Source organism: Amycolatopsis sp. NPDC051903 (assembly GCF_044452505.1).
Lineage (GTDB): Bacteria > Actinomycetota > Actinomycetes > Mycobacteriales > Pseudonocardiaceae > Amycolatopsis.
This window is the reverse complement of record NZ_JBITBT010000006.1, coordinates 64,868-86,512: the sequence shown is the minus strand read 5'-3', so window position 1 is coordinate 86,512 and position 21,645 is coordinate 64,868. Positions and strand designations below refer to the sequence as shown.

19 protein-coding genes are annotated in these 21,645 nt (G+C 68.7%); 4 read left to right on the top strand and 15 right to left on the bottom strand.

Annotation, left to right across the window (positions count from 1 at the left end):
• Positions 1-123 precede the first annotated feature (123 nt).
• The 6 genes from ACIA77_RS16655 to ACIA77_RS16630 all read right to left on the bottom strand — a co-directional run bounded on the left by ACIA77_RS16655 (position 124) and on the right by ACIA77_RS16630 (position 6,663).
• A complete protein-coding gene (locus ACIA77_RS16655; protein WP_395886753.1) occupies positions 124-2,805 on the bottom strand; it encodes an NB-ARC domain-containing protein in 2,682 nt (893 codons plus the stop codon).
• A 113-nt stretch (positions 2,806-2,918) separates the two neighbouring features.
• Entirely contained in the window at positions 2,919-3,971 is a 1,053-nt protein-coding gene (locus ACIA77_RS16650) for an alpha/beta fold hydrolase (RefSeq protein ID WP_395886752.1), read from the bottom strand.
• A 129-nt stretch (positions 3,972-4,100) separates the two neighbouring features.
• A complete protein-coding gene (locus tag ACIA77_RS16645) occupies positions 4,101-4,964 on the bottom strand; it encodes an SDR family oxidoreductase (RefSeq protein ID WP_395886751.1) in 864 nt (287 codons plus the stop codon).
• 90 nt (positions 4,965-5,054) lie between these two features.
• Positions 5,055-5,564: a GNAT family N-acetyltransferase gene (locus ACIA77_RS16640; protein WP_395886750.1), complete on the bottom strand. Its 510-nt coding sequence runs from the start codon at positions 5,562-5,564 to the stop codon at positions 5,055-5,057.
• A 15-nt stretch (positions 5,565-5,579) separates the two neighbouring features.
• Positions 5,580-6,347 (bottom strand): type I methionyl aminopeptidase, encoded by a 768-nt coding sequence (gene map, locus ACIA77_RS16635; protein ID WP_395886749.1) that lies wholly within the window; start codon positions 6,345-6,347, stop codon positions 5,580-5,582.
• Between the two features lie 22 nt (positions 6,348-6,369).
• Positions 6,370-6,663 carry a hypothetical protein gene (locus ACIA77_RS16630; protein WP_395886748.1) on the bottom strand — a complete coding sequence of 98 codons (294 nt, stop codon included), beginning with the start codon at positions 6,661-6,663 and terminating at the stop codon, positions 6,370-6,372.
• 39 nt (positions 6,664-6,702) lie between these two features.
• On the opposite strand from ACIA77_RS16630, the gene ACIA77_RS16625 reads away from it, so the two are divergent.
• The gene (locus tag ACIA77_RS16625; RefSeq protein ID WP_395886747.1) at positions 6,703-6,882 is read left to right on the top strand and encodes a hypothetical protein; all 180 of its coding nucleotides are present in this window, start codon (positions 6,703-6,705) and stop codon (positions 6,880-6,882) included.
• 8 nt (positions 6,883-6,890) lie between these two features.
• Here ACIA77_RS16625 and ACIA77_RS16620 read toward each other — a convergent pair whose 3' ends face one another.
• The 5 genes from ACIA77_RS16620 to ACIA77_RS16600 all read right to left on the bottom strand — a co-directional run bounded on the left by ACIA77_RS16620 (position 6,891) and on the right by ACIA77_RS16600 (position 12,958).
• Entirely contained in the window at positions 6,891-8,048 is a 1,158-nt protein-coding gene (locus tag ACIA77_RS16620) for an acyl-CoA dehydrogenase family protein (RefSeq protein ID WP_395886746.1), read from the bottom strand.
• Positions 8,045-10,030 (bottom strand): acetyl-CoA carboxylase biotin carboxylase subunit, encoded by a 1,986-nt coding sequence (locus ACIA77_RS16615; protein ID WP_395887033.1) that lies wholly within the window; start codon positions 10,028-10,030, stop codon positions 8,045-8,047. Before ACIA77_RS16615 ends, ACIA77_RS16620 begins: the two co-directional genes overlap by 4 nt.
• 11 nt (positions 10,031-10,041) lie before the next feature.
• Positions 10,042-11,655 carry a carboxyl transferase domain-containing protein gene (locus tag ACIA77_RS16610; RefSeq protein WP_395886745.1) on the bottom strand — a complete coding sequence of 538 codons (1,614 nt, stop codon included), beginning with the start codon at positions 11,653-11,655 and terminating at the stop codon, positions 10,042-10,044.
• Positions 11,656-11,815: 160 nt separating this feature from the next.
• Positions 11,816-12,313, bottom strand: coding sequence for a hypothetical protein (locus tag ACIA77_RS16605; protein ID WP_395886744.1), 498 nt, complete (start codon positions 12,311-12,313; stop codon positions 11,816-11,818).
• Positions 12,314-12,367: 54 nt separating this feature from the next.
• Positions 12,368-12,958, bottom strand: coding sequence for a TetR/AcrR family transcriptional regulator (locus ACIA77_RS16600; protein ID WP_395886743.1), 591 nt, complete (start codon positions 12,956-12,958; stop codon positions 12,368-12,370).
• A 187-nt stretch (positions 12,959-13,145) separates the two neighbouring features.
• Here ACIA77_RS16600 and ACIA77_RS16595 point away from each other — a divergent pair, with 187 nt between their 5' ends.
• A complete protein-coding gene (locus ACIA77_RS16595) occupies positions 13,146-13,913 on the top strand; it encodes an SGNH/GDSL hydrolase family protein (RefSeq protein ID WP_395886742.1) in 768 nt (255 codons plus the stop codon).
• Positions 13,914-13,974: 61 nt separating this feature from the next.
• Here ACIA77_RS16595 and ACIA77_RS16590 read toward each other — a convergent pair whose 3' ends face one another.
• The gene (locus ACIA77_RS16590) at positions 13,975-15,108 is read right to left on the bottom strand and encodes a homoserine O-acetyltransferase (protein ID WP_395886741.1); all 1,134 of its coding nucleotides are present in this window, start codon (positions 15,106-15,108) and stop codon (positions 13,975-13,977) included.
• Positions 15,105-16,412, bottom strand: a complete 1,308-nt coding sequence (locus ACIA77_RS16585; protein WP_395886740.1) for a bifunctional o-acetylhomoserine/o-acetylserine sulfhydrylase — start codon at positions 16,410-16,412, stop codon at positions 15,105-15,107. Before ACIA77_RS16585 ends, ACIA77_RS16590 begins: the two co-directional genes overlap by 4 nt.
• A 343-nt stretch (positions 16,413-16,755) precedes the next feature.
• Here ACIA77_RS16585 and ACIA77_RS16580 point away from each other — a divergent pair, with 343 nt between their 5' ends.
• A complete protein-coding gene (locus tag ACIA77_RS16580; protein ID WP_395886739.1) occupies positions 16,756-18,315 on the top strand; it encodes a PucR family transcriptional regulator in 1,560 nt (519 codons plus the stop codon).
• Here the strand turns inward: ACIA77_RS16580 and ACIA77_RS16575 are convergent.
• Together ACIA77_RS16575 and ACIA77_RS16570 are read right to left on the bottom strand one after the other, a co-directional pair.
• Entirely contained in the window at positions 18,284-18,730 is a 447-nt protein-coding gene (locus ACIA77_RS16575; RefSeq protein WP_395886738.1) for a pyridoxamine 5'-phosphate oxidase family protein, read from the bottom strand. The genes ACIA77_RS16580 and ACIA77_RS16575 overlap by 32 nt on opposite strands.
• Entirely contained in the window at positions 18,727-19,668 is a 942-nt protein-coding gene (locus ACIA77_RS16570; protein WP_395886737.1) for a zinc-binding dehydrogenase, read from the bottom strand. The genes ACIA77_RS16575 and ACIA77_RS16570 overlap by 4 nt, the downstream gene beginning before the upstream one ends.
• A gap of 186 nt (positions 19,669-19,854) precedes the next feature.
• Here ACIA77_RS16570 and ald point away from each other — a divergent pair, with 186 nt between their 5' ends.
• The gene (gene ald, locus ACIA77_RS16565; protein WP_395886736.1) at positions 19,855-20,970 is read left to right on the top strand and encodes an alanine dehydrogenase; all 1,116 of its coding nucleotides are present in this window, start codon (positions 19,855-19,857) and stop codon (positions 20,968-20,970) included.
• Positions 20,971-21,645: the final 675 nt, after the last annotated feature.

Below are 21,645 nucleotides of genomic sequence, written 5' to 3'. Positions count from 1 at the left end.
GGGCGACCCCTCTTCACATCCGTCCGTCGACGACCTCGCCCACGCCGCCGCGGCTGAAGTAGTGAATTTCTACCGACTTCCGCCGCAGATTGATTCGACACAACTATACCGCTAGAGACCTATCTACCACATTATCTCTACGTGGTTCGCCTTCGGGCGAGGACCGTCGCCTGCTTGCGCGGTGAACCTCACCGAATATCCGACCAGGTCGACATCTTCACCACGCTCCCTGAGGTTCTTCACAGCCGAGGCTGGGAAGAAGACATCGTCAGGGTAGCTCACATGAGTTATAAACCCGTACGTACCCCGCCATCCACGAACTTGCCCTATCGCGATTCCCGTATGAGGGTCGCCTTCCTGAGTCAATCCAGGCACCTTTGAATCTACGCCGAGGAGAACCTGAGCATACGCTGGCAGATTTCGCCTCTTAGACAAGTTAAGAAGACTATGAGAAAAAGGTCGATAACCTCGGAGCGTTGCGAACATCGCTTTCTTGCCATCAATAGACTTTAGCATTCCATCTATTCTAGAGTTAGCAAATTTTGGCTCAATTAATTGCGATTCAGCGCTACGCAATACTTGAGTTGCAGCGTCTAAAACACCATCGCATAGACGCTTATCATATGTCCCGAGCGATATCTCCCTCATCCCGATATGAAACCCGGTGTATGCCTTATCTAAGGCTTCCATCGGCCTTCGCTGATTCGACAGGAGTTCCTCTGACCATCGCTTCCATGAATCAACTAACGCGGTCATCGCAATCAACCTTGTACGACCCGCAGATTTCTCAATAGCATCCTCCAATAAATGTTGCGATTCTTCAAATCTTCCCAGCCAAAATAGAAGTTTACCGAGCTCCTGACCGGTCTCCGGAGAATTGAAGTGCTTGTGCGCGTCATTCGCGTAATCAAGGGCCTGCTCGGGCTCATTCGCCCGTCGCGACAAGTGACCCGAAAAGAAGTAAGAAACTACAGCTATACCTTCTTCATCTCCGGCATTACGTGCGTTGCGTAGCGCGTTTCTGTACATTGCTGTAGCTTTATCAACGTAGCCAGCAGCGGAGAATATAAACGCCTCTACTCGATCGACTTCCCAATACTCTGGGTTGAGAGATCGGGCACGTGCCGTGATTTCCGTCGCAACTTTAAAACTATCACGTTTTGAAGCGGAAAGCGCCTCCCTCAGCAAGTGAGCCACCGGGACGTCCGCAGAACCTCGCACGCGGACGACGTTCGGTGCCAGCTGGCGGCTTTTCGCATCCGCCCGCCTCCGCTCATCAGAACGACGAAATTCCCTCTCACGGCGCAAGGTCGATTCCACCAATGTCGACTGAGGTGGGCTCACGGCGCGAAGAAAGTTCCTGGCGGACTCCGTGAGAGTAATTCTAGATATAAGCGGATCCGATCCGTCTGTCTCCTCAACAACCATAGAGCCGCGCAACAGCTGCTGAACAGACCCCCTCAACGAATCAACTGGCGTATCTGCCAATATTGCAAGCTCATCAAATAAAACTACCCGATCTAGAGCGTACAGCATGGCTAAAATTTGACGCGCTTCCTGCGACATCTTATCGTACACTGATCGAATACAAAAGTCGAGTAGAACCGACTGATCAGCTAGTGCGAGATTCGGCTGCTGGCCTGCCTCTACAGCCATAATGTACCAACGGATAGCTAGCGGACTACTGCGAAGGCGTTTTACGGTGTCAGAAATTGTACGCTCTTGAGACCGCGCTAGTCGCTGAACCCCGCGCGCCTTAGCGAAGTTCCGGAACAGGAAATTGGCATCCTTGCCAGCTAGAGGCCCAACAGTAACTCGCCTCTCAAGCTGCCCTATCCCCACTCTGCTAGTAAACAAAAAATTGACTGAGTCAGGCAGACTATCGTAAAGCGTGCTGACCTCATCTCCCGTGACCGTCTCTAGGTTGTCAACTATCAAAAGAGTTGGAATTCCTTCAATTGCCTCCGCTAATTCTTTCACACCACCCGTGAAGCTGGAATCTAACGCACCCCCTAGGAGACCCGCAGCTCCGGTGAGATCACGAACTGCTCCAGCAATGCTCACAACACCTGAAGCCGTCAGCCTCTCAGTTTTGAGCGAAACCCACAGTATACACTCGTAAGGGCATTCTGGATCCTCCACCAACTGATACGCCACGTCGAGAGCCAGTGCGGTCTTCCCGATTCCACCTTCGCCGACTAGCGTTACGATGGGTTCGCGCCGTCGCATCAAACGCCGCTTTACATCTTTCGACAGATCACTTCGGCCAATCAGGCCGGTCTCATCATACTCAGGAAGTGGGAGATTGTGCAGAACGCGATCGGCTGTTCGATCCTGCTCTTTTATTACAGGTTGCCATGCTGAATCGACCTCGAGCTGCCGAATTACTTCCTTTACTCGAGACCAGTAACGGGTAACAAACGCACGACAGGCAGACAAGGCCGTCTCTGGATCCCCAACGACGAGCGGCCTTCCATGCATTACCCTGTTTCGAACGGGGACCATTGAATTGACGGCGATCGTATTATCTTTCAGCTCTCTCCCGACATCCGCGGGGAGACTATCGCGATTCTTATTCAAAATATCATAGCATTCTTGAAGATCCAAGAAGGCGGTAATGCTGGTATTATCACCTAGCGGATCATCGGCTCGCCTTTGACTGGCTCGATCAAAACTATTGCCGACAGCTTCTTCTTCCTCTAAGTGATCAAGTATGTAGCTGTCCAGAATTTGACGCATGTCCGCCTCGAATGCATCGATAAGGACATACAACCGCGCTCTCGTCATTGCGATATGCGAAACCATGCAGCCAACCCCTCGATATGCAGAGTTTCAAGTCTCTGTCGATGATCGAGAGCCTTTCAAGATGCATTCAGGTGAATACTATTAGTGACCGTTCGACTACCATGGGAGAGTTTTCACGCTCGCTCGTCGAGGAACTCGTCCAGGTACTTCCACGTCGTGCCGCGGGCGCGGCGGCCGGTCAGCACGCCGAGGTGTCCGCCGGGCGCGGTGCGGAAGCGCACTTCCGGCGCGTTTTCCAGCAGGCGCACCACGCGTTCCACCGATGGCTGCGGCGCGATCGTGTCGTTCTCCCCCGCGACGACCAGCACCGGCGCCTTCACGTCGGCCAGGCTGATCTTGCGGCCACCGAGGTCGACGGTACCCTCGGCGAGGTCGTTGGTGCGGAAGAGCCGGTGGTAGAGCTGCCCGAACGTGCGGCCGGGATAGGCGTACATGTTGTCCATGAAGTGGTCGACGGCCTCGATCTGGGCGAGGTAGTCGCGGTCGTCGAGGTGCGAGAGGATCGCGATGGGTTTCGTGATCTCCTTGCTGATGCCCGTCGCGCGGAACACGCGGCTGACCAAATAGGACGGTGCGCCGCCGAACGCGCGGTAGACCGGCGTGAGCAGGTGGCCGCCGGTGAGGTCGACGAGCGGGCGGAACGGCGCGACGATCGGGATCGCCGTGAAGTCCACCGGCGACCCGATGGCCGTGATGGACTCGACCGGCAGGTCGGGCTGGTCGGCGTTCACCAGCAGCGAGAAGATCCCGCCCAGCGACCACGACACGAGGTGCACACCCGCGCCGCCGGCGTCCTCGCTCACCTTCCGGATCGCGCGCGGCAGCACCTCGTCGATCCAGTGCTCGATGCCGAGGCGCCGGTCGGAGAACGCGACGTTGCCGTAGTCCACGAGGTAGGTGTTGCGCCCGGCGTCCACGAGGTGCTCGATGAGGCTGCAGCCGCGGCGCAGGTCGAAGCACAGCGCGGGCGCGGCCAGCGGCGGCACCAGCAGGATCGGCGGCCCGGACACCGGCGCGCCGCTGTGGGTCATGCGGTACAGCGAGCGGTTCGGCCCCTGGTCGATGAGGACGCGGGGCATCGGGCGCAGATCGGCGACGCCGCCGTGGAACACCTTCCCCACGACGTTCGACGCCGCGGCAGCCAGCCGTGCCGTGGGTGAAACCATGTCCCGCCTCCCGGAGATAGACCCTCAGGGTGGCAATCTTGCCCGCGCGCGCAAGCGGCTTCAACACCGCCACACTTGCAAGCACCCCGCAAGCACGTCCATTTCGGACGGTGCCGCTGACCGGGACGACTACTGCCCCGCGTCGGCCGCGGGTGCGCTCTGAGCTGCGCGGGACTCGTACTCGGCCCGCGCCGGCGAGTGCGCGGCCGACGCCAGCAGCTGGTCGCCGCCGAGCGAGCGAACGAACCACTCGCCAAACGCGCGCGGGAACAGCCGCGTGATCCGGCCCGTGAAATCCAGCGATTTCGGCACGAACACGTCGAACTTCGGGTATTTCAGGGCATCCGCGATGGCCGCGGCCACATCTTCCGGCGCCACGGACTTGATGAACTTCGCTTCACCGAGCCCCGACGCCAGCTCCGTGCGCACCACCGCCGGCATCACGCACGACACGGACACCCCCGTGCCCCGCAGCTCGAGGTGCACGGCCTCCGACAGCCCGACGACCGCGTGCTTGGTCGCGCAATACGTGGCCGCACCCGGGAACCCGGACTTGCCCGCCATCGACGCGACGTTCACGATGTGCCCGGTCCCCCGCGGCTTCATCCGCTTCACGGCCTCGCGCGTGCCGTGGATGACGGCGTGCAGGTTGATCTCCAGCATGCGCCGCGTGGCCGCGTCGTCCTCTTCGTCGAGCGGGGCGAGCGGCATGATGCCGGCGTTGTTGATCAGCACGTCGATGGGCCCGACGCGGCGTTCGACCTCGTCGAGGAATTCGGTGAACGCGCGCGTGTCGGTCACGTCGAGCGGCAGCGCGACGGCCTCCGGGCCAAGCTCACCAGCAGTTTTCTCCGCGCGGACGTGGTCGAGGTCGCCGAGCACCACCCGCGCGCCGAGGCGTTTGAGCGCCGTGGCCGTCGCCGCGCCGATGCCCTGCGCGCCGCCGGTGATGACGATGACCTTGCCGGACAGCGTTCGGGGCTGCTTGGCCATGACGGCCTCCTCCTGCGTCGACGGGACACTGTTGGCGTTGTGTCAATATGGTGCCCCGCCCGGGCCGCTCGCGCCAGTCGGCTGCCCCGATCAGGGGCGCTGTTCGAAGACCTGACCGATCCAGCCGCCCACGTCGAAGCGCACGGTCGGGCGGAACCCCTGCCCCTGGTAGTAGCGCTGGAGTTCGCCGTCGCCGCCGGCCCAGCAGTCGACGCGCACGAGCCCGATCCCGCGGCGTTTCGCCTCGGCCAGCGTGTACTCGATCAGCTGCGCGCCCACGCGGTGGCCGGCGAAGCGCCGCGACGTGATGAGCAGCCCGATGTACAGCTCCGGCTCGCCGGCCGGCGGCACGTGGTCCGGGCACTTCTCGCTGACGATCAGCGCCCCGGCCGGTTCCCCGTCGACCTCCGCGATGCGCAAGCCGGGCTCGTCCGTCATGTCGGCCACGCGCGACGCCCGGTGCGGGATGCTGCTCCACGGCTGGTCACCCCACTGGCCGGCGCTGCCGCGCGCCACCAGCCACTCGACGGCTTCGTCGAAGAAGCGCAGCAGCGTCGCCACGTCGTCCTTGCGCCCGGGCCGGATGACGAAGAGGGCCATGCCGACGTTCTACCGCTACGGCAGCGTCAGCACCACTGGGCCGGCTTCGGTGATGGCGACGGTGTGCTCCGAGTGCGACGCGCGGGTGCCGTCGGTGGTGCGCACGGTCCAGCCGTCGGGGTCGTGCCGGTAGTGGTCGAGTCCACCGCGCGTGAACATCGGCTCGATCGCGAGGACCAGGCCCGGCCGCAGGCGCAGGCCGCGGCCCGGGCGGCCGTCGTTGGGCACCGGCGGGTCTTCGTGCATCGCGTGGCCGATGCCGTGGCCGCCGTGGCCTTCGGTCACGCCGTAGCCCGAAGCGCGGCCGACCGCGCCGATCGCGGCGGAGATGTCGCCCATCTTCGCGCCGGGCTGGGCGGCCGCGATGCCGGCGGCGAGCGCTTCTTCCGTCGCGGCGATCAGCGCGAGGTCGGCCGGGTCGGCCCCGCCGACGACGAAACTGACGGCCGCGTCGCCGTGCCAGCCGTCGACGGCGGCACCGCAATCGATGCTCAGCAGGTCGCCGTCGCGCAGCCGGTAGCGGCCGGGGATGCCGTGGACGATCGCGTCGTTCACGCTCGCGCAGATCACGCCCGGGTACGGCGTCGGCGCCCAGCGCGGGTGGTACCCGAGGAACGACGGCTTCGCGCCGGCCTCCGCCATCACCTGCGCCGCGACGGCGTCCAGCTCGAGTAGGGAAACGCCGGTGCCCGCGGCTTCCCGCACGGCCGCGAGCGCTCGGGCCACCACCCGGCCCGCCTCCCGCATCGCCACGATCTCCGCCGGCGTCTTCAGCTCCACCATGCGGATAACTATACCGGTATTTCTATCCGCCGCAGTAGCCCGCCGGGACGGGCACCGCACCCGTGCCGCGGGCGGCGAGGTAACCGTCCGGCCGCACCAGGAGCCAGCCCTCGGCCAGGTTCAGGTCCGCGGCCGTCGGTTCGTCGACGACGTGGGTCGCGAGCCAGCCCGGCACCGGAGCCACGGGCTCGCGCGAGTAGGTGTCCAGAAGGGACTCGCCGCCGTATCCACAGTGGACGGCCACGATCTTCCAGCGGCGGTTGAACGCGTGCGCCGCGCGATTCGCCGCAGTGGCAGGAGGAACTGCGCCTCGCACACACGGTCCCCCGACGACGCGGCGATCGTCGAGGAGGGGTTGCCGTCGCCGGTCGGCGCGCGCGGTGTTCTGCTCGGCGGCGCGAGCGCACCCCCGATGGCGGCGGGGGTCCGTCGGTACGCCGCCCGGGTGGGCGCCGAAGTGCAGGTGCTGGAGGGGCAGCAGCACTTCGCGATGGTGTCGGATCCCGCGTCGCTCGCTGCGGCGATCATGCGGTGAGCCGGTGGCTAGCTCGCGATCCCCAGGTGCCGCGCGATCAGCATCCGCTGCACCTCGCTCGTCCCCTCGCCGATCTCCAGGATCTTGGCGTCCCGGTAGAACCGGCTGACCGGGAACTCGTTCATGAACCCGTACCCGCCGAAGATCTGCGTCGCGTCACGCGCGTTGTCCATCGCGGCGTTGGACGCGACGAGCTTCGCGATCGAGGCTTCCTTCTTGAACGGCTCGCCGCGCAGCATCTTCGAAGCGGCCTGGTAATAGGCGAGCCGCGCGGTGTGGGTGCGGACCTCCATGTCCGCGATCTTGAACTGGATCGCCTGGTACTCACCGATGCGGTGGCCGAAGGCGACGCGGTCCTTGGCGTACTTGAGGCACTCGTCGACGCAACCCTGGGCCAGGCCGACGCTCAGGGAGGCGATCGCGACGCGGCCTTCGTCCAAGATGGACAGGAACTGGGCGTAGCCGCGGCCGCGCGTGCCGACCAGGTTGGCCGCCGGCACGCGGACGTCGGCGAACGAGAGTTCGTGCGTGTCCGAGCAGTTCCAGCCGACCTTGGAGTACTTGGGCGCCACGGCGAAGCCCGGGGTGCCCGAGGGCACGATGATCGCCGAGATCTCCTTGCGGCCGTTCTCCATCACGTCGGTGACGGCCGTGACCGTCACCAGCCGGGTGATGTCCGTGCCGGAGTTGGTGATGAACGCCTTGCTGCCGTTGATCACCCACTCGTCGCCGTCGAGCTTGGCGCGGGTGCGAGTGGCGCCCGCGTCCGAGCCGCCGCCCGGTTCCGTGAGGCCGAACCCGCCGAGGGCCTCGCCGGAGCACAGGGCCGGCAGCCACTTCTCCTTCTGCTCCTGGGTGCCGAAGCGGTAGATCGGCATCGCGCCGAGCGAAACGCCGGCCTCGAGCGTGATCGCGACCGACGAGTCGACGCGCGCCAGCTCCTCCAGCGCCAGGCACAGCGCGAAGTAGTCGCCGCCCATGCCGCCGAACTCCTCGGAGAACGGCAGGCCGAACAGGCCCATGTCGCCCATCTTGGCCACGAGCGCGTACGGGAACTGCTCCTTCTCGTACAGCGGGCCGATCACGGGCGCGACCTCGTTGTGCGCGAAGTCCTCAACCGTCTTGCGGAGAGCCTCGTACTCTTCGTCCAAGCGGAAGTCGATCATCGGTCCTCCTCCTCCGGGCTCACCACGGCCAGCGTTTCGTCGAGCGCCACCTGCTGCCCGGCCCGCACCGCGAGCTCACTCACCACGCCGTCGATCGGCGCGGTAACGGTGTGTTCCATCTTCATCGCCTCCACGACCAGCAACGGCGTGCCGGCCGCGACCACGTCGCCCTCGGCGACCTTCACCACGAGCACCGTGCCCGGCATCGGGCTCTTCACCGGCCCCGCACCCGCCACCTCACCACGGTGCGAGAGCACGACTTCCTGGTCCGCGAACGCGAAGCCGTACCCGTCCCGCGCGAGCCACACCGTCCGATCAGGACCGTCCGCCCGCCGGTACCGCTCGAGCCCGCCGGCCCGCCGCACTTCCAGCACGTCGCCACGGCGGCTCACCGACGCTCGCACGGGCTCGGCGTCGTCCACCTGCACCGCGGCGTCGGCCGGGGTGCCGGAAACCCGCACCTTCGCCAGCACCTCGCCGGCGCGCAGCCGGAACGTCACCCCGCCCCCGCCGCCGACGCGCCAGCCGCTCGGCACGTCCCACGGATCCACAACGGACCCCGTCGGCTGCAGCGAAACCAGCCGGTCCAGCGCCGCGGCCACGAAGAACCCGGCGGGCACCTCGGCCGACACGAGGTCGGCCAGGCGCCGGTCCACGAGCTCCGTGTCGAGCCGGCCCGCGCGCACGTCCTCGTCGGCGAGCAGGCTGCGCAGGAACGCGACGTTCGTGCCCAGCCCCAGCAACGCCGTGTCACCCAGCGCGCGGTCGAGCTTGCGCAGCGCCGACTCGCGGTCCGGGCCGTAGGCGATCACCTTGGCCAGCATCGGGTCGTAGTTCGAACCGACGACCGCGCCCTCGGTCATCCACGAGTCCACGCGCACGCCGTCGCCCGACGGCTCGTGCACGGCGAGCACCGTGCCGCCGGTCGGGATGAACCCGCGCGCCGGGTCCTCGGCGTAGACGCGGGCCTCGATGGCGTGCCCGTCGAGCCGCACCTCCTCCTGCGTCAGCGACAACGGCTCGCCGGCGGCGATGCGCACCTGCCACGCCACGAGGTCCAGCCCGGTCACCATCTCCGTGACGGGGTGCTCGACCTGCAGGCGGGTGTTCATCTCCATGAAGAAGAACTCGTCCGGGTCGTGCGCGGACATGATGAACTCCACGGTGCCCGCGCCGACGTAGCCCACCGACCGCGCCGCTTCGGCCGCCGCGGAACCCATCTTCTGCCGCGTGGCCTCGTCGAGCAGCACCGACGGCGCCTCTTCGACGATCTTCTGGTGCCGCCGCTGCAGGCTGCACTCGCGTTCGCCGAGGTGCAGCACGGTACCGTGCGCGTCGGCGAGCACCTGGATCTCGATGTGCCGCGGCGTGGTCACGAACCGCTCCAGCAGCAGCGTGTCGTCGCCGAACGAGCTCTTCGCCTCGCGCCGCGCGGATTCGATCGCCGGCGCCAGCTCGTCCTCGGCGTGCACGAGCCGCATGCCCTTGCCGCCGCCACCGGCGGACGGCTTCAGCAGCAACGGATACCCCACGCGCGCGGCCGCCTCGGCGAACCCGCCTTCAGGAATGTCCACATCGGACGCGCCCGGCACCACCGGCACCCCGGCCTCGGAAACCGTGGCCTTGGCGCGGATCTTGTCGCCCATCTTCTCGATGGCCGTCACGGGCGGGCCGATGAACACCAGCCCGGCCTCCTCGCACGCCCGCGCGAACGCCGCGTTCTCCGCGAGGAAGCCGTAACCCGGGTGCACGGCCTGCGCGCCCGTTTCGCGCGCGGCGGCGAGGATCGCCGGGATGGACAGGTAGCTCTTCGCCGCCTCGGCCGGACCGAGGCGCACCGCGGTGTCGGCTTCGCGCACGTGGCGTGCATCGGCGTCCGCGTCGCTGTACACCGCGACCGAGCGGATGCCCAGCTCGCGCAGCGACCGGATCACGCGGACCGCGATCTCGCCGCGATTGGCCACCAGGACCGTGTCGAACAGGAACACGCTCATCACATCCGGAAGACGCCGTAGTTGACCTCGGGCAGGGGTGCGTTGGCCGCCGCCGACAGCGCGAGCCCGAGCACCGTGCGGGTGTCCGCCGGGTCGATCACGCCGTCGTCCCACAGCCGCGCGGTGGAGTAGTACGGGCTGCCCTGGTGCTCGTACTGTTCGCGGATCGGATCCTTGAACGCCTCTTCGTCCTCGGCCGACCACTCGCCGCCGCGGGCCTCGATCGCGTCGCGGCGCACGGTCGACAGCACCGACGCGGCCTGCTCGCCGCCCATCACGGAAATCCGCGCGTTGGGCCACATCCACAGGAACCGCGGCGAGTACGCCCGCCCGCACATCGAGTAGTTCCCGGCGCCGAACGAGCCGCCGATGATCACGGTGAACTTCGGCACCCGGGCGCACGCGACGGCCGTGACCATCTTCGCCCCGTGCTTGGCGATGCCGCCGGCCTCGTACGCCTTGCCGACCATGAAGCCGGTGATGTTCTGCAGGAACACCAGCGGGATCGAGCGGCGATCGCACAGCTCGATGAAGTGCGCGCCCTTCATGGCCGACTCGGCGAACAGCACGCCGTTGTTGGCGATGATGCCCACCGGGTGGCCGTGGATGCGCGCGAAGCCGGTGACGAGCGTGCTGCCGTACTCCTTCTTGAACTCGGCGAACTTGCTGCCGTCGACCACGCGGGCGATCACCTCGCGCACGTCGTAGGGCGTGCGCGAATCCGTCGGCACCACCCCGTAGAGCTCCCGCGGCTCGACGACCGGCTCCTCGACGGGCACGACGTCCCACGGGCGTGGCGTGCGCGGGCCGAGCGTCGAAACGATGTCGCGGACGATGCGCAGCGCGTGGGCGTCGTCGTCGGCGAGGTGGTCGGTGACGCCCGACTGGCGCGCGTGCACGTCGCCGCCGCCCAGCTCCTCGGCCGTGACGACCTCACCGGTCGCGGCCTTCACGAGCGGCGGGCCGCCGAGGAAGATCGTGCCCTGGTTGCGCACGATGACCGCTTCGTCGCTCATGGCCGGCACGTACGCGCCGCCCGCGGTGCACGAGCCGAGCACGGCGGCGATCTGCGGGATGCCGCGCGCGGACATCGTGGCCTGGTTGTAGAAGATGCGCCCGAAGTGCTCGCGGTCGGGGAACACGTCGTCCTGGTGCGGGAGGAACGCGCCACCGGAGTCGACGAGGTAGATGCACGGCAGGTTGTTGTGCAGCGCCACTTCCTGGGCGCGCAGGTGCTTCTTGACCGTCATCGGGTAGTACGTGCCGCCCTTGACCGTGGCGTCGTTCGCGACGACCACGCATTCGCGGCCCGACACGCGCCCGACACCGGCGATGATCCCGGCGCTCGGCGCTTCGTCGTCGTAGAGGCCGTTGGCGGCCAGCGGCGAGAGCTCGAGGAACGGCGACCCCGGGTCGAGCAGCGTGTCGACGCGGTCGCGCGGCAGCAGCTTGCCGCGTTCCACGTGCCGGGTGCGGGACTTCTCGGGCCCGCCGAGGCGGGCGGTGCCGAGGCGCTTGCGCAGGTCCTCGACGAGCTCGTGGTGAGAAGTGACGCTGCGGGTGAACGTTTCGCTCCGCGGATCCGCGGAGCTGCTCAGTACCGGCGTGTCCATGGCTCCTCGTCGAGACGTTAGCGGTCGTTAACTCCACTTCGGATGTTAGCGACCACTAACGGGAGTGTCCAGCCGGGTTCGACGAGGGGTGATGTGGCCTTCAGCGCACCCCGCGAACCCCGGCGAACGCTCGGGACGTGAGACGTTTTCCTGCCAGGCCTCAGCCGGTGACGGCGTCGGAGATCCAGTCCGCCACGGGAAGATCGCGGTCGAGGCACTCGACCGACAGCCGGATCGTCCAGCGCAGGGCCTGCAGCACGAGGCTGTCGACCTCGTCGGGCGCGGCGCTCGCCAGCGCGATCTCGACCTGTTCCTGCGCGGCTGCGGTGTTGCCGTGGACTTCGGCCAGCAGCGTGCGCACGGCGGTGCGCACGGGCGGGTCGGCCTGGTCGATGGAGACCTCTTCGCCGTCTTCGTCGAAGACCTGGACCTTGACGGGCGCCGTGCCGCCGTCACCGAGCGTGGACACCATCGCACTGCACTCGCCGAAGAGCAGGAGCATCAGCGCCTTCGTCTCGTCGGAGCGCTGCTGCGGCTCTTCGGACGAGGGCGTGAGTTGTTCGAGCGCCTCGGCGTCCTCGCCGAGGCTGATGGCGACGAGCGCGCGTTGCGCCTTCTCCACGAGCCGCTGCTCGTCCTCGCTCCGGTCCGGGGTCACGTGCCCATCAAACACCAGCACCGGCTTCCGTGGGGATACCCCGAATCCGGGGGATCAGCCCGCCGCGGAAAGTGCGCCGAGAGCGAGCCGGCAGAGCAGATCGGACAGCTCGGCGTCACCGAGATGGCGGTTGTACGGCGTCGAGTTGATCAAGCCGAACACGGCGTGTGCCGCCGAGCGGGCCTCGCGTTCCCCGAGGCCCGGGATCGCGGTGCGGATCGCGCGCACCCACACCTCGACGTATTGGCGCTGGAGCGCGCGCACCTGCTTGCGGTCACTGTCGGTGAGGTTCGCGAGGTTGCGCTCCTGCACGGTGATCAGCGCCGGGTGATCGAGCGCGAAGCCGACGTGGAACCGCACGAGCGCTTCGAGCAGCTCCGGCGGGGTACCGCCGGTCTCGGCGCGTGCGGTGCCGCCTTCGAGCAGGTAGTGGCTGATCGAGTTCAGCATCTCGCCGAGGATGGCGTCCTTGCTGCGGAAGTGGCGGTAGAGCGCTGGGCCGGAGATGCCGACCGCCGCGCCGATGTCGTCGATGCCGACACCGTGGAAGCCGTGGTGGGCGAACAGCTCGGCGGCAGCAGCCATGATCTGTTCACGCCTGTTCGCCTTCTCGCCGTTCACGAGTGGGGTGGGGTTCGCCGGCATCCGCTCATAGTAGGGCCGCCGGTTAGCGAGCGCTAACTTCCGTCCTACTTCCTGCCTGAGCCAAGTGGGGTCACCTGCGATTTCTGGGGTGTCCCGTGGGGATTCCACCTGGTATTTGTTCTTCTCGTCGAGCCGTCACGACAGGAGTGACTTTATGAGCCGTCAACCCTCTCGATCGATCCTCCGGATGTGCGCGGCCCTGGGGGTCGCTCTACTCGCTTCACTCGGCCTGGCGGGCACCGCCAGCGCTGCCACCAGCTACACCGCACTCGGCGATTCCTACTCCTCCGGGGTGGGCGCCGGGAGCTACGGCAGTTCGGGCGCCTGCAAACGCAGCGCCAACGCCTACGGTCAGCTCTGGGCCAACGCCCACTCCGGCACCTCGTTCACCTTCCTCGCGTGCTCCGGCGCGAAGACCGGTGACGTGCTGACCCAGATCAACTCGATGCCGTCGAGCGCCACGCTGGTGACGCTCACCGTGGGCGGCAACGACGCCGGCTTCACCGACGTGATCACGACCTGCACGCTCAACAGCGACCAGACGTGCGTGGACCGGGTGAACACGGCGAAGTCGTACGTGCAGAACACCCTGCCGAGCCTGCTCGACAACGTGTACCGCGCGGTGAAGACGAAGGCCCCGAACGCGCACCTCGTCGTGCTGTCGTACCCGCGCTTCTACACGGTGCCGGGTTCGTGCAACGTCGGCCTCAGCGACACGAAGCGTTCGGCGATCAACTCGGGCGCGGACACGCTGGCTTCCGTGATCGCTTCGCGCGCGTCGGCCGCCGGCGCGACCTTCGTGGACGTCCGCTCGGCCTTCGTGGGCCACAACATCTGCTCGTCCGCGAGCGACTACCTGCACAGCCTCACGTGGCCGGTGGACGAGTCCTACCACCCGACGGCCGCCGGTCAGCGGGGCGGCTACTACACGCCGCTGACTGCCGCGATCGGCTGAATTTCCTGACCCGGAAGGGGCGTCCCGGTTTGTCCGCGGCGCCCTTTTCGTTCGTCACGGGCTAACCGAGGAGCGATTTCACCAAGGCGGCGATCTGTTCCGTCTCGATCAAGAACGAATCGTGGCCGTACGGCGACGAGACGACCGCCGTTTCGCCGCCGACGCCGGCGGCGATCTCCCGCGACTGGTACACCGGGTACAGCCGGTCGCTGTCGACGCCGGCGACCACCGTGCGCGCGCGAACCCGCCCGAGAGCCGCGGCGACGCCACCTCGGTCGCGGCCGACGTCGTGGGTGTTCATCGACTCCGTGAGCACCACGTACGACCCCGCGTCGAAGCGGTGCACCAGCTTGTCCGCGTGGTGGTCCAAATAGGACTCCACGGCGAAGCGCCCGCCGCGCAACGGGTCCTCGGCGCCCTGGTACGACCGCCCGAACCGTTGGGACAGCTCGGGTTCACTGCGGTAAGTCACGTGCGCGATCCGCCGCGCCACCCCCAGTCCGCGGTGCGGACCTTCCCCGGGCCCGAGGGAGTGGTAGTCACCGCCGTGCCAGCCCGGGTCAGCCCGGATGGCGTGCAACTGCGGCGCGGCCCAGGCGATCTGCTCGGCCGACGCACGGGCGGTCGAGGCCAGCACGAGGACGGAAGCCACCCGGTCGGGCAGCGAGACCGCCCATTCGAGGGCCCGCATGCCGCCCATGGAACCGCCGGCCACGGCGGCCCAGCGGTCGATGCCCAGGGCGTCGGCGAGCGCGGCCTCGGTCGTCACCTGGTCCCGCACGGTCACGACCGGGAACCGGCTGCCCCACGGCCGTCCGCCGGGGTCAGGTGACGACGGGCCCGTGGAGCCCTGGCACCCGCCGAGGACGTTGGGGACCACGACGAACATCGAGTCCGTGTCGAACGCCTTGCCGGGCCCGACGAGCCCGTCCCACCAGCCCGCGCTGGGGTGACCGGGCCCGGCTTCGCCCGCGACGTGGCTGTCGCCGGTCAGCGCGTGTTCGACGAGGACCGCGTTGGAGCCGTCGGAGTTCAGCTGCCCCCACGTCTCGTACGCGAGGGTGTAGGACGGCAGCGAGCCACCGGCCTCCAGCGCGAGCGCGCCGGGGCCGGTGAACCACCGCCGTCCGCCGGGTGGGTCTCCCGCCCGCCACGCGCCGGTGGCGGGCGGGAGATGCGCACCGGAACCCGTCACAGGTCCGCCTTGGCGGCGCGGAAACCCGCCTCCAGGTCGGCCTTGAGGTCTTCGATGCCCTCGAGCCCCACGGCGAGCCGCACGAGGCCCGGCGTGACGCCGCTGGCGCGCTGCTCCTCCGGTGAGAGCTGGCTGTGGGTGGTCGACGCCGGGTGCACGATCAGGCTGCGCACGTCGCCGATGTTCACCAGCTGGCTGTGCAATTCGGTGCCGTCCACGAACTTGCGGCCGGCCTCGACACCGCCGCGCAGGTCGAACGAGAGCACCGCGCCCGCGCCGCGCGGCAGGTACTTCTGCGCGTTGGCGTGGAACGGGCTCGACGGCAGGCCGGCGTAGTAGACCTTCTCGACCTCGTCGCGCTGCTCGAGCCACTCCGCGAGCGCCTGCGCGTTGGCGACGTGGCGCTCGAGGCGCAGCGACAGCGTCTCGATGCCCTGCAGGATCAGGAAGCTGTTGAGCGGCGAGATCGCCGCACCGGTGTCGCGCAGGATCTGCACGCGCGCCTTCGCCGCGTACGCGCCCGGGCCGAGGGCTTCCCAGTACTTCAGGCCGTGGTAGCTCGGGTCCGGCTCGGAAAAGCCGGGGAACCGCTCCGGGTCCTTGCCGAAGTCGAACGTGCCGCCGTCCACGAGCACCCCGGCGACGGTCGTGCCGTGGCCGCCGAGGTACTTCGTCGCCGAGTGCACGACGACGTCGGCGCCGTGCTCGATCGGGCGGACCAGGTACGGCGTGGGCACGGTGTTGTCGACGATCAGCGGCACGCCGGCTTCGTGCGCGACGTTCGCGACCGTGCGGATGTCGAGGACGTTGCTGCCCGGGTTGGCCAGCGTCTCGGCGAAGAACAGCTTGGTGTCGGGCCGCACGGCGGCGCGCCACTGCTCCGGGTCGTCCTGGTCGTCGACGAACGTGACCTCGATGCCCAGCTTCGGCAGCGTGTAGTGGAACAGGTTGTACGTACCACCGTAGAGCGACGGGCTGGAGACGAAGTGGTCACCCGCGCCGGCGATCGTGAGGATCGCCGCGGTGGTGGCAGCCGAGCCGGAGGCGAACGCGAGCGCCGCGACGCCGCCTTCGAGCGCGGCCAGGCGCTGCTCCAGCACGTCCTGCGTCGGGTTCATGATGCGCGTGTAGATGTTGCCGGGCTCGGCGAGGCTGAAGAGGTCTGCACCATGCTGCGTGTCGCGGAAGACGTACGACGTGGTCTGGTAGATCGGCGTCGCGCGGGCACCCGTCGCGGGGTCCGGTGCCGCACCGGCGTGGATCTGCTTGGTCTCGAAGGACCAGCCCGAGATGTCTTCCGGCATCAGGTTCTCCTTGCGGCTCAAAGGGATCGGCTCCGCGGACGAAGCTAGCTCCCCTGAACGGACCACCCAAGGGTTCCCAAGGGCTGGGAGTTCCCGACCAACGTACCGTGAAACCCGATCACTCGAAAAGGTGGCCGGTACCACCGTTCCGGTGACCGTCCACTGCGGACACTGCGGCTCGGGTGCCGGCGCGCCGCGGCGGGAACCGGCTGGCCGCGGAGTCGGTGAAGATCTCCCGGCCGCGGGCGCCCGGGAGATCTTCACCAGGGCGTCGGGCCGCCGCGGGGTCGCGGGAAACCACCCGCACCGAGCGGTCCCGTCGCGCCTCGGCGAGGATGTACCCGTGGTCTCGGTGCGCAGTGTGGTCGACCGAGTGGGGCCGACGTTGCTCCACGCGCTCCAGCTGCCCGACGACTGCCCGGCCGCGGGCGACGTGGTGATCGCCGAACCCGGGGTGCCGGCGGGCGTCGCGGCCGGCGACCTCGTACTGGGTGTGGCCACCGCGGACGCGACCGGCGCGGCCGAGCTCGTGCGCGTGAGCGCGGACCAGGGCGCGGCCGCCGTACTGCTGAAACCGCCGCTGGCGGCCAAACCGGCGGTGAAACGCGCCGCGAAAACGGCCGGGATCGCGTTGATCCAGGTGCACTCGGCCACGTCGTGGGCGCAGCTCGTGTGGCTCCTGCGGACGGTGCTCGACGCGCTCGACGACGAGTCGGACTCCCCCGACGACGGTGGCGACCCGGGTTCGGGTGACCTGTTCCGGCTCGCCGACGCGGTGGCGTCCGTCGTGGACGCGCCGGTGACGATCGAGGACACGAACTCGCGCGTGCTCGCGTACTCCGCGCGCCAGGACCTCACCGACCCCGCGCGCGTCGCCACGATCATGGGCCGCCGGATCCCCGACGACGTGCTCGCGCGCTTCCGCTCCCGCGGCGTGTTCCGCGAGCTGTCCCGCGGCCGGCAGACGATCTTCGTGCCGGCCCAGCGCGACGGCACGCTGCCGCGCCTGATCGTGCCGATCCGGATGGGCGGCGAGCTGCTGGGCTCGATGTGGGCGGTGGTGGCGGGACCGGTCTCGGAGGAGCGCGCCGCCGCGTTCGCCGACGCCGCCCCCGTGGTCGCGTTGCACCTGATGCGCCGCCGCGCCCACACGGACGCGCAGCGGCGCGCATCCGCGGAACTGCTGCGCGCCGTGCTCGAAGGCCACGCCGGCCCGCGGCGCGTGGTGGCCGAGCTGGACCTGTCCGACGAACCCCACCGCGTCGTCGTGATCGAGGTGACCGGTGGCGACGGCCGCGACGCCGAGGGGCTGCGGCTCGCGCTGCTCGAACGCATCTCGCAGGGCATCGGCCGTCGCCCGGTCGCCACCGAACTCGGCGGGGTGCTCTACGCGGTCGTCCCCGACGGTCCCTCCTGGGCCGAACTCCGGGACGCGCTCGCGGCCCAGCCCGCGTCCCGCCGCGGTGGGGCGCCCCGCGCCGCCGCGGGGGCGCCCGTGCCGATCGCCGCGCTCGCCACGTCGCGGGCCCAGGCCGACGAAGCGCTCGGCTTGCTGCGCGCCGGACTGGTGCCCGGCCGCGTCGTCGCGTACGAGGACGCGTGGACTTCGCTCGTGCTCCACCGCGCGGCCACCGGCGCCGTCGCCGCGCGCGTCGCGGAACTCGGTCCGCTCGGAGTCCTGCGCGCGCACGACGACACCACGAAGGCCGGCTACGTCGACACGCTCTACGAGTGGCTGCGCCACCCCGGCGACCCGCGCGCCGCCGCGAGCGAGCTGCGCATCCACCCGAACACCCTGCGGTACCGCATGAAACGGCTCCTGGAGCTCGTCCCGCTCGACCTCGACGACCCCGACGTCCGGCTGGCCCTGCTCACCCAGCTGGTGGCGCTTCGGTGGAGCTGACCTCGTAGGAGAGGTCCTGGGTGCGCAGCTTCCCGGGCTTCAGGCGGATCCAGACGGTGCCGCGGACCGGATCGTGGAGGTAAGCGCGGAACCGCGGGTCCCACCGCTCCTCGTCCGGACCGAGGTACCGCGTCAGCTTGCGCCGCCCGCGCGGCACGTCGAACGGCAGCACGTCACCACGGCCGGTCGCGGTCACCGCGCGCACGAGGCCCGTGGCCACGTCGCACACGTCGACGGTGAGCGCGAGGCCCGGCGACGACCGGACGTGATCGGGCAGGCGCGACCACGGTCCGCTGAGGATCCAGAACGCGCGCTCCTCCCACAGGTACCAGGTGGGGCGCACGGTGGGACCGCTCGTGGCGACCCGCGCGGTCAACGGCTGCGCGAGGAACTCGTCGACGTCGAAGCCGCTCACGCGACGAGCAACGTCTTGCCGAAGGTGCCGCGCGCCTCGATCGCCGCGTGCGCGTCGGCGGCGGCTTCGAGCGGGAAGCGCTGGCCGATCACGGGCGTCAGCTTGCCGATCGACGCCGCGGTGAGCGCCGACTCCGTGTACTCCCGCAGCGCGGCCGCGTCGCCGATCGAGCGGACGAGCGTCACGCCGCGCTCGCGAGCGTCCTCTTCGGACACTTCGGCCCACGTGCCGCTCGACAGCCCGTAGACGGCCATGCGGCCGCCGGGGCGGAGCAACGAGAAGGCCGTGGTGCCGATCGCACCGCCGACGCCGTCGAAGACCACGTCCACGGGACCGACCCGGTCGGCCCAGCCGGGCGTGGTGTAGTCGACCGCCACCGCCGCCCCCAGCTCTCGAGCGCGCTCGAGCTTCTCCGCGCTGCCGGCCGCCGCGACGACCTCCGCGCCCGCGGCCTTCGCGAGCTGCACCAGCAAGCTGCCGACACCCCCGGCCGCCGCCTCGACGAGCACGCGCTCCCCCAGCGCCACCGCGACCGCGCGGACGAGCCCGGTCGCCGTCCGGCCGTCGGCGAGCAGGGCGACCGCCGCGTCGAGGCTCAACGCGTCGGGCACGCCGAAGACGAGCGACGCGTCGACCACCGCTCGCTGGGCGTAACCGCCGCTGCCGCCCGTGGACGTCACGACGCGCCGGCCCACGAGCGCCAGGTCCACCCCCTCCCCGACCTTGCTGATCACGCCACCGACACCGTTGCCCGGGATCATCGGCAGCGCGCCCGCGAACGGACCGGTCCCGGACGCGCGGAACTGCGTCTCCACGAACGTCACGTTCACGAACGCCACCTCGACCAGCACTTGTCCCGGTCCCGGCACCGGATCGGGCGCCTCCCCCGCCACGAGCACCTCGGGTCCGCCGAACTCCCTCAACCACACCGCGCGCATGAGCACCCTTCCTCGACGACCGAAGGCGACAGCCAACAACCTCGAGCGCGGTCGAGGTCAACCGGTTTGTTCCCGTGGCACCATGAAAAGGTCGAAAGAATGTGCTGGGAGCATGATGACACCGCTGTCCGGGTGCATCACCGTGAGTGGCAGCACCTCGAACCGAACCGCCGCCAGGAGGCCGCCGTGCGTATCGCCGTTCCCCGGGAGATCAAGAAGCACGAGTACCGGGTCGCGCTGACCCCGGCCGGTGTGCACGAGCTGGTGGGGCGCGGTCACGACGTGTTCGTCGAGACCGGTGCCGGTGTCGGCTCGTCGATCGCCGACGAGGAGTACGTGGCCGCCGGCGCGAAGATCCTCGCCACCGCCGACGAGACGTGGGCTGAGGGCGAGCTCGTGCTCAAGGTGAAGGAGCCCATCGCCGCGGAGTACCCGCGCCTGCGCAAGGACCTGGTGCTGTTCACCTACCTGCACATCGCGGCCGACCGGCCGCTGACCGACGCCCTGCTGGCGGCGGGCACCACGGCGATCGCGTACGAGACGGTGCAGACCGCCACCGGCGCGCTGCCCCTGCTGGCGCCGATGTCCGAGGTGGCGGGCCGGCTGGCGCCGCAGGTGGGCGCGTACTCGCTGATGAAGCCCAGCGGCGGCCGCGGCGTGCTGCCCGGCGGCATCCCCGGCGTGCACCCGGCGCGGGTCGTGGTGATCGGCGGCGGCGTCGCGGGCCTCAACGCGGCCCGCGTGGCCCTGGGCCTCGGCTCGGACGTCGAGATCCTGGACACCAACGTCGACCGCCTGCGCCAGATCGACAACGACTTCGGCGGCCGCATCCGCACGGTCACCTCCAACCGCCTGTCGGTCGAGGAGTCGGTGCTGCAGGCCGACCTCGTGATCGGCGCGGTGCTGGTGCCCGGCGCGAAAGCCCCCAAGCTCGTCTCCAACGACCTCGTCTCGCGCATGAAGCCGGGCTCCGTGCTCGTCGACATCGCCATCGACCAGGGCGGCTGCTTCGCCGACTCACGCCCGACCACGCACGACGACCCGACCTACCGCGTGCACGAATCGGTCTTCTACTGCGTCGCGAACATGCCCGGCGCGGTACCCCGGACCTCGACGTACGGCCTCACCAACGTGACGCTGCCCTACGCCGTCCAGCTCGCCGAGCGCGGCTGGCACGCGGCCCTCAACGCCGACGCGTCGCTCGCCAAGGGCCTCAACACCCACAACGGCGCCCTGACCAACGAGCCGGTCGCCGTGGCGCACGGCCTGCCGCACACGCCGCTCGCGACCGCACTGGCGTGACCTCCTGAACCACCCGGCGAACCGAGGGGCCTCCGCGACCACGCGGAGGCCCTTCGTGTTTCCGGGCCCGTCGCGCAGCCCGCCCTCTTGGCCGGACGCCAGCAAGAGTTGGGGCCGAACGGCCGAACGAACCCGATCGACGAGAGCGACCTTCGTCACGTCCGCCATCCCGCTCAACGGCACCCACCGAGCGGACGCACTCGGCTTGACGAGGGGTTTCACGAATCTGAACGTGCTTCTTCACCGGTTGCGGGCTCACCCGGTGAAGAAGTAATCGAGGTCAGTTGAACACCCCGGGGAGCGAACTCCCGAGTTATTACCTAAGCTTGGAGTCGGCGACCCGCTCCCAGTGACCCCCAGGCTGGTTGAGCGGGTCGCCCCTTCTGGCCTTCCTGTTCGCACTTCGTGCTCCCTCGGAAGGGGCGATGTGTTGCCCGGGGGCCGAGCCCCCGGACCCCGCGGTGCGATCGGTGGCCAACCCAGCCCGGGTGAGTTTGCAGGTGAGTGGGTTGGACTGGTGCGATCGGTGGCCAACCCCAGCCCAGGTGAATGGGTTGCGTGGGTGCGATCGGCGGCCAACCCAGCCCAGGTGAATGGGTTGCGTGGGTGCGATCGGCGGCCAACCCAGCCCAGGTGAATGGGTTGCGTGGGTGCGATCGGCGGCCAACCCAGCCC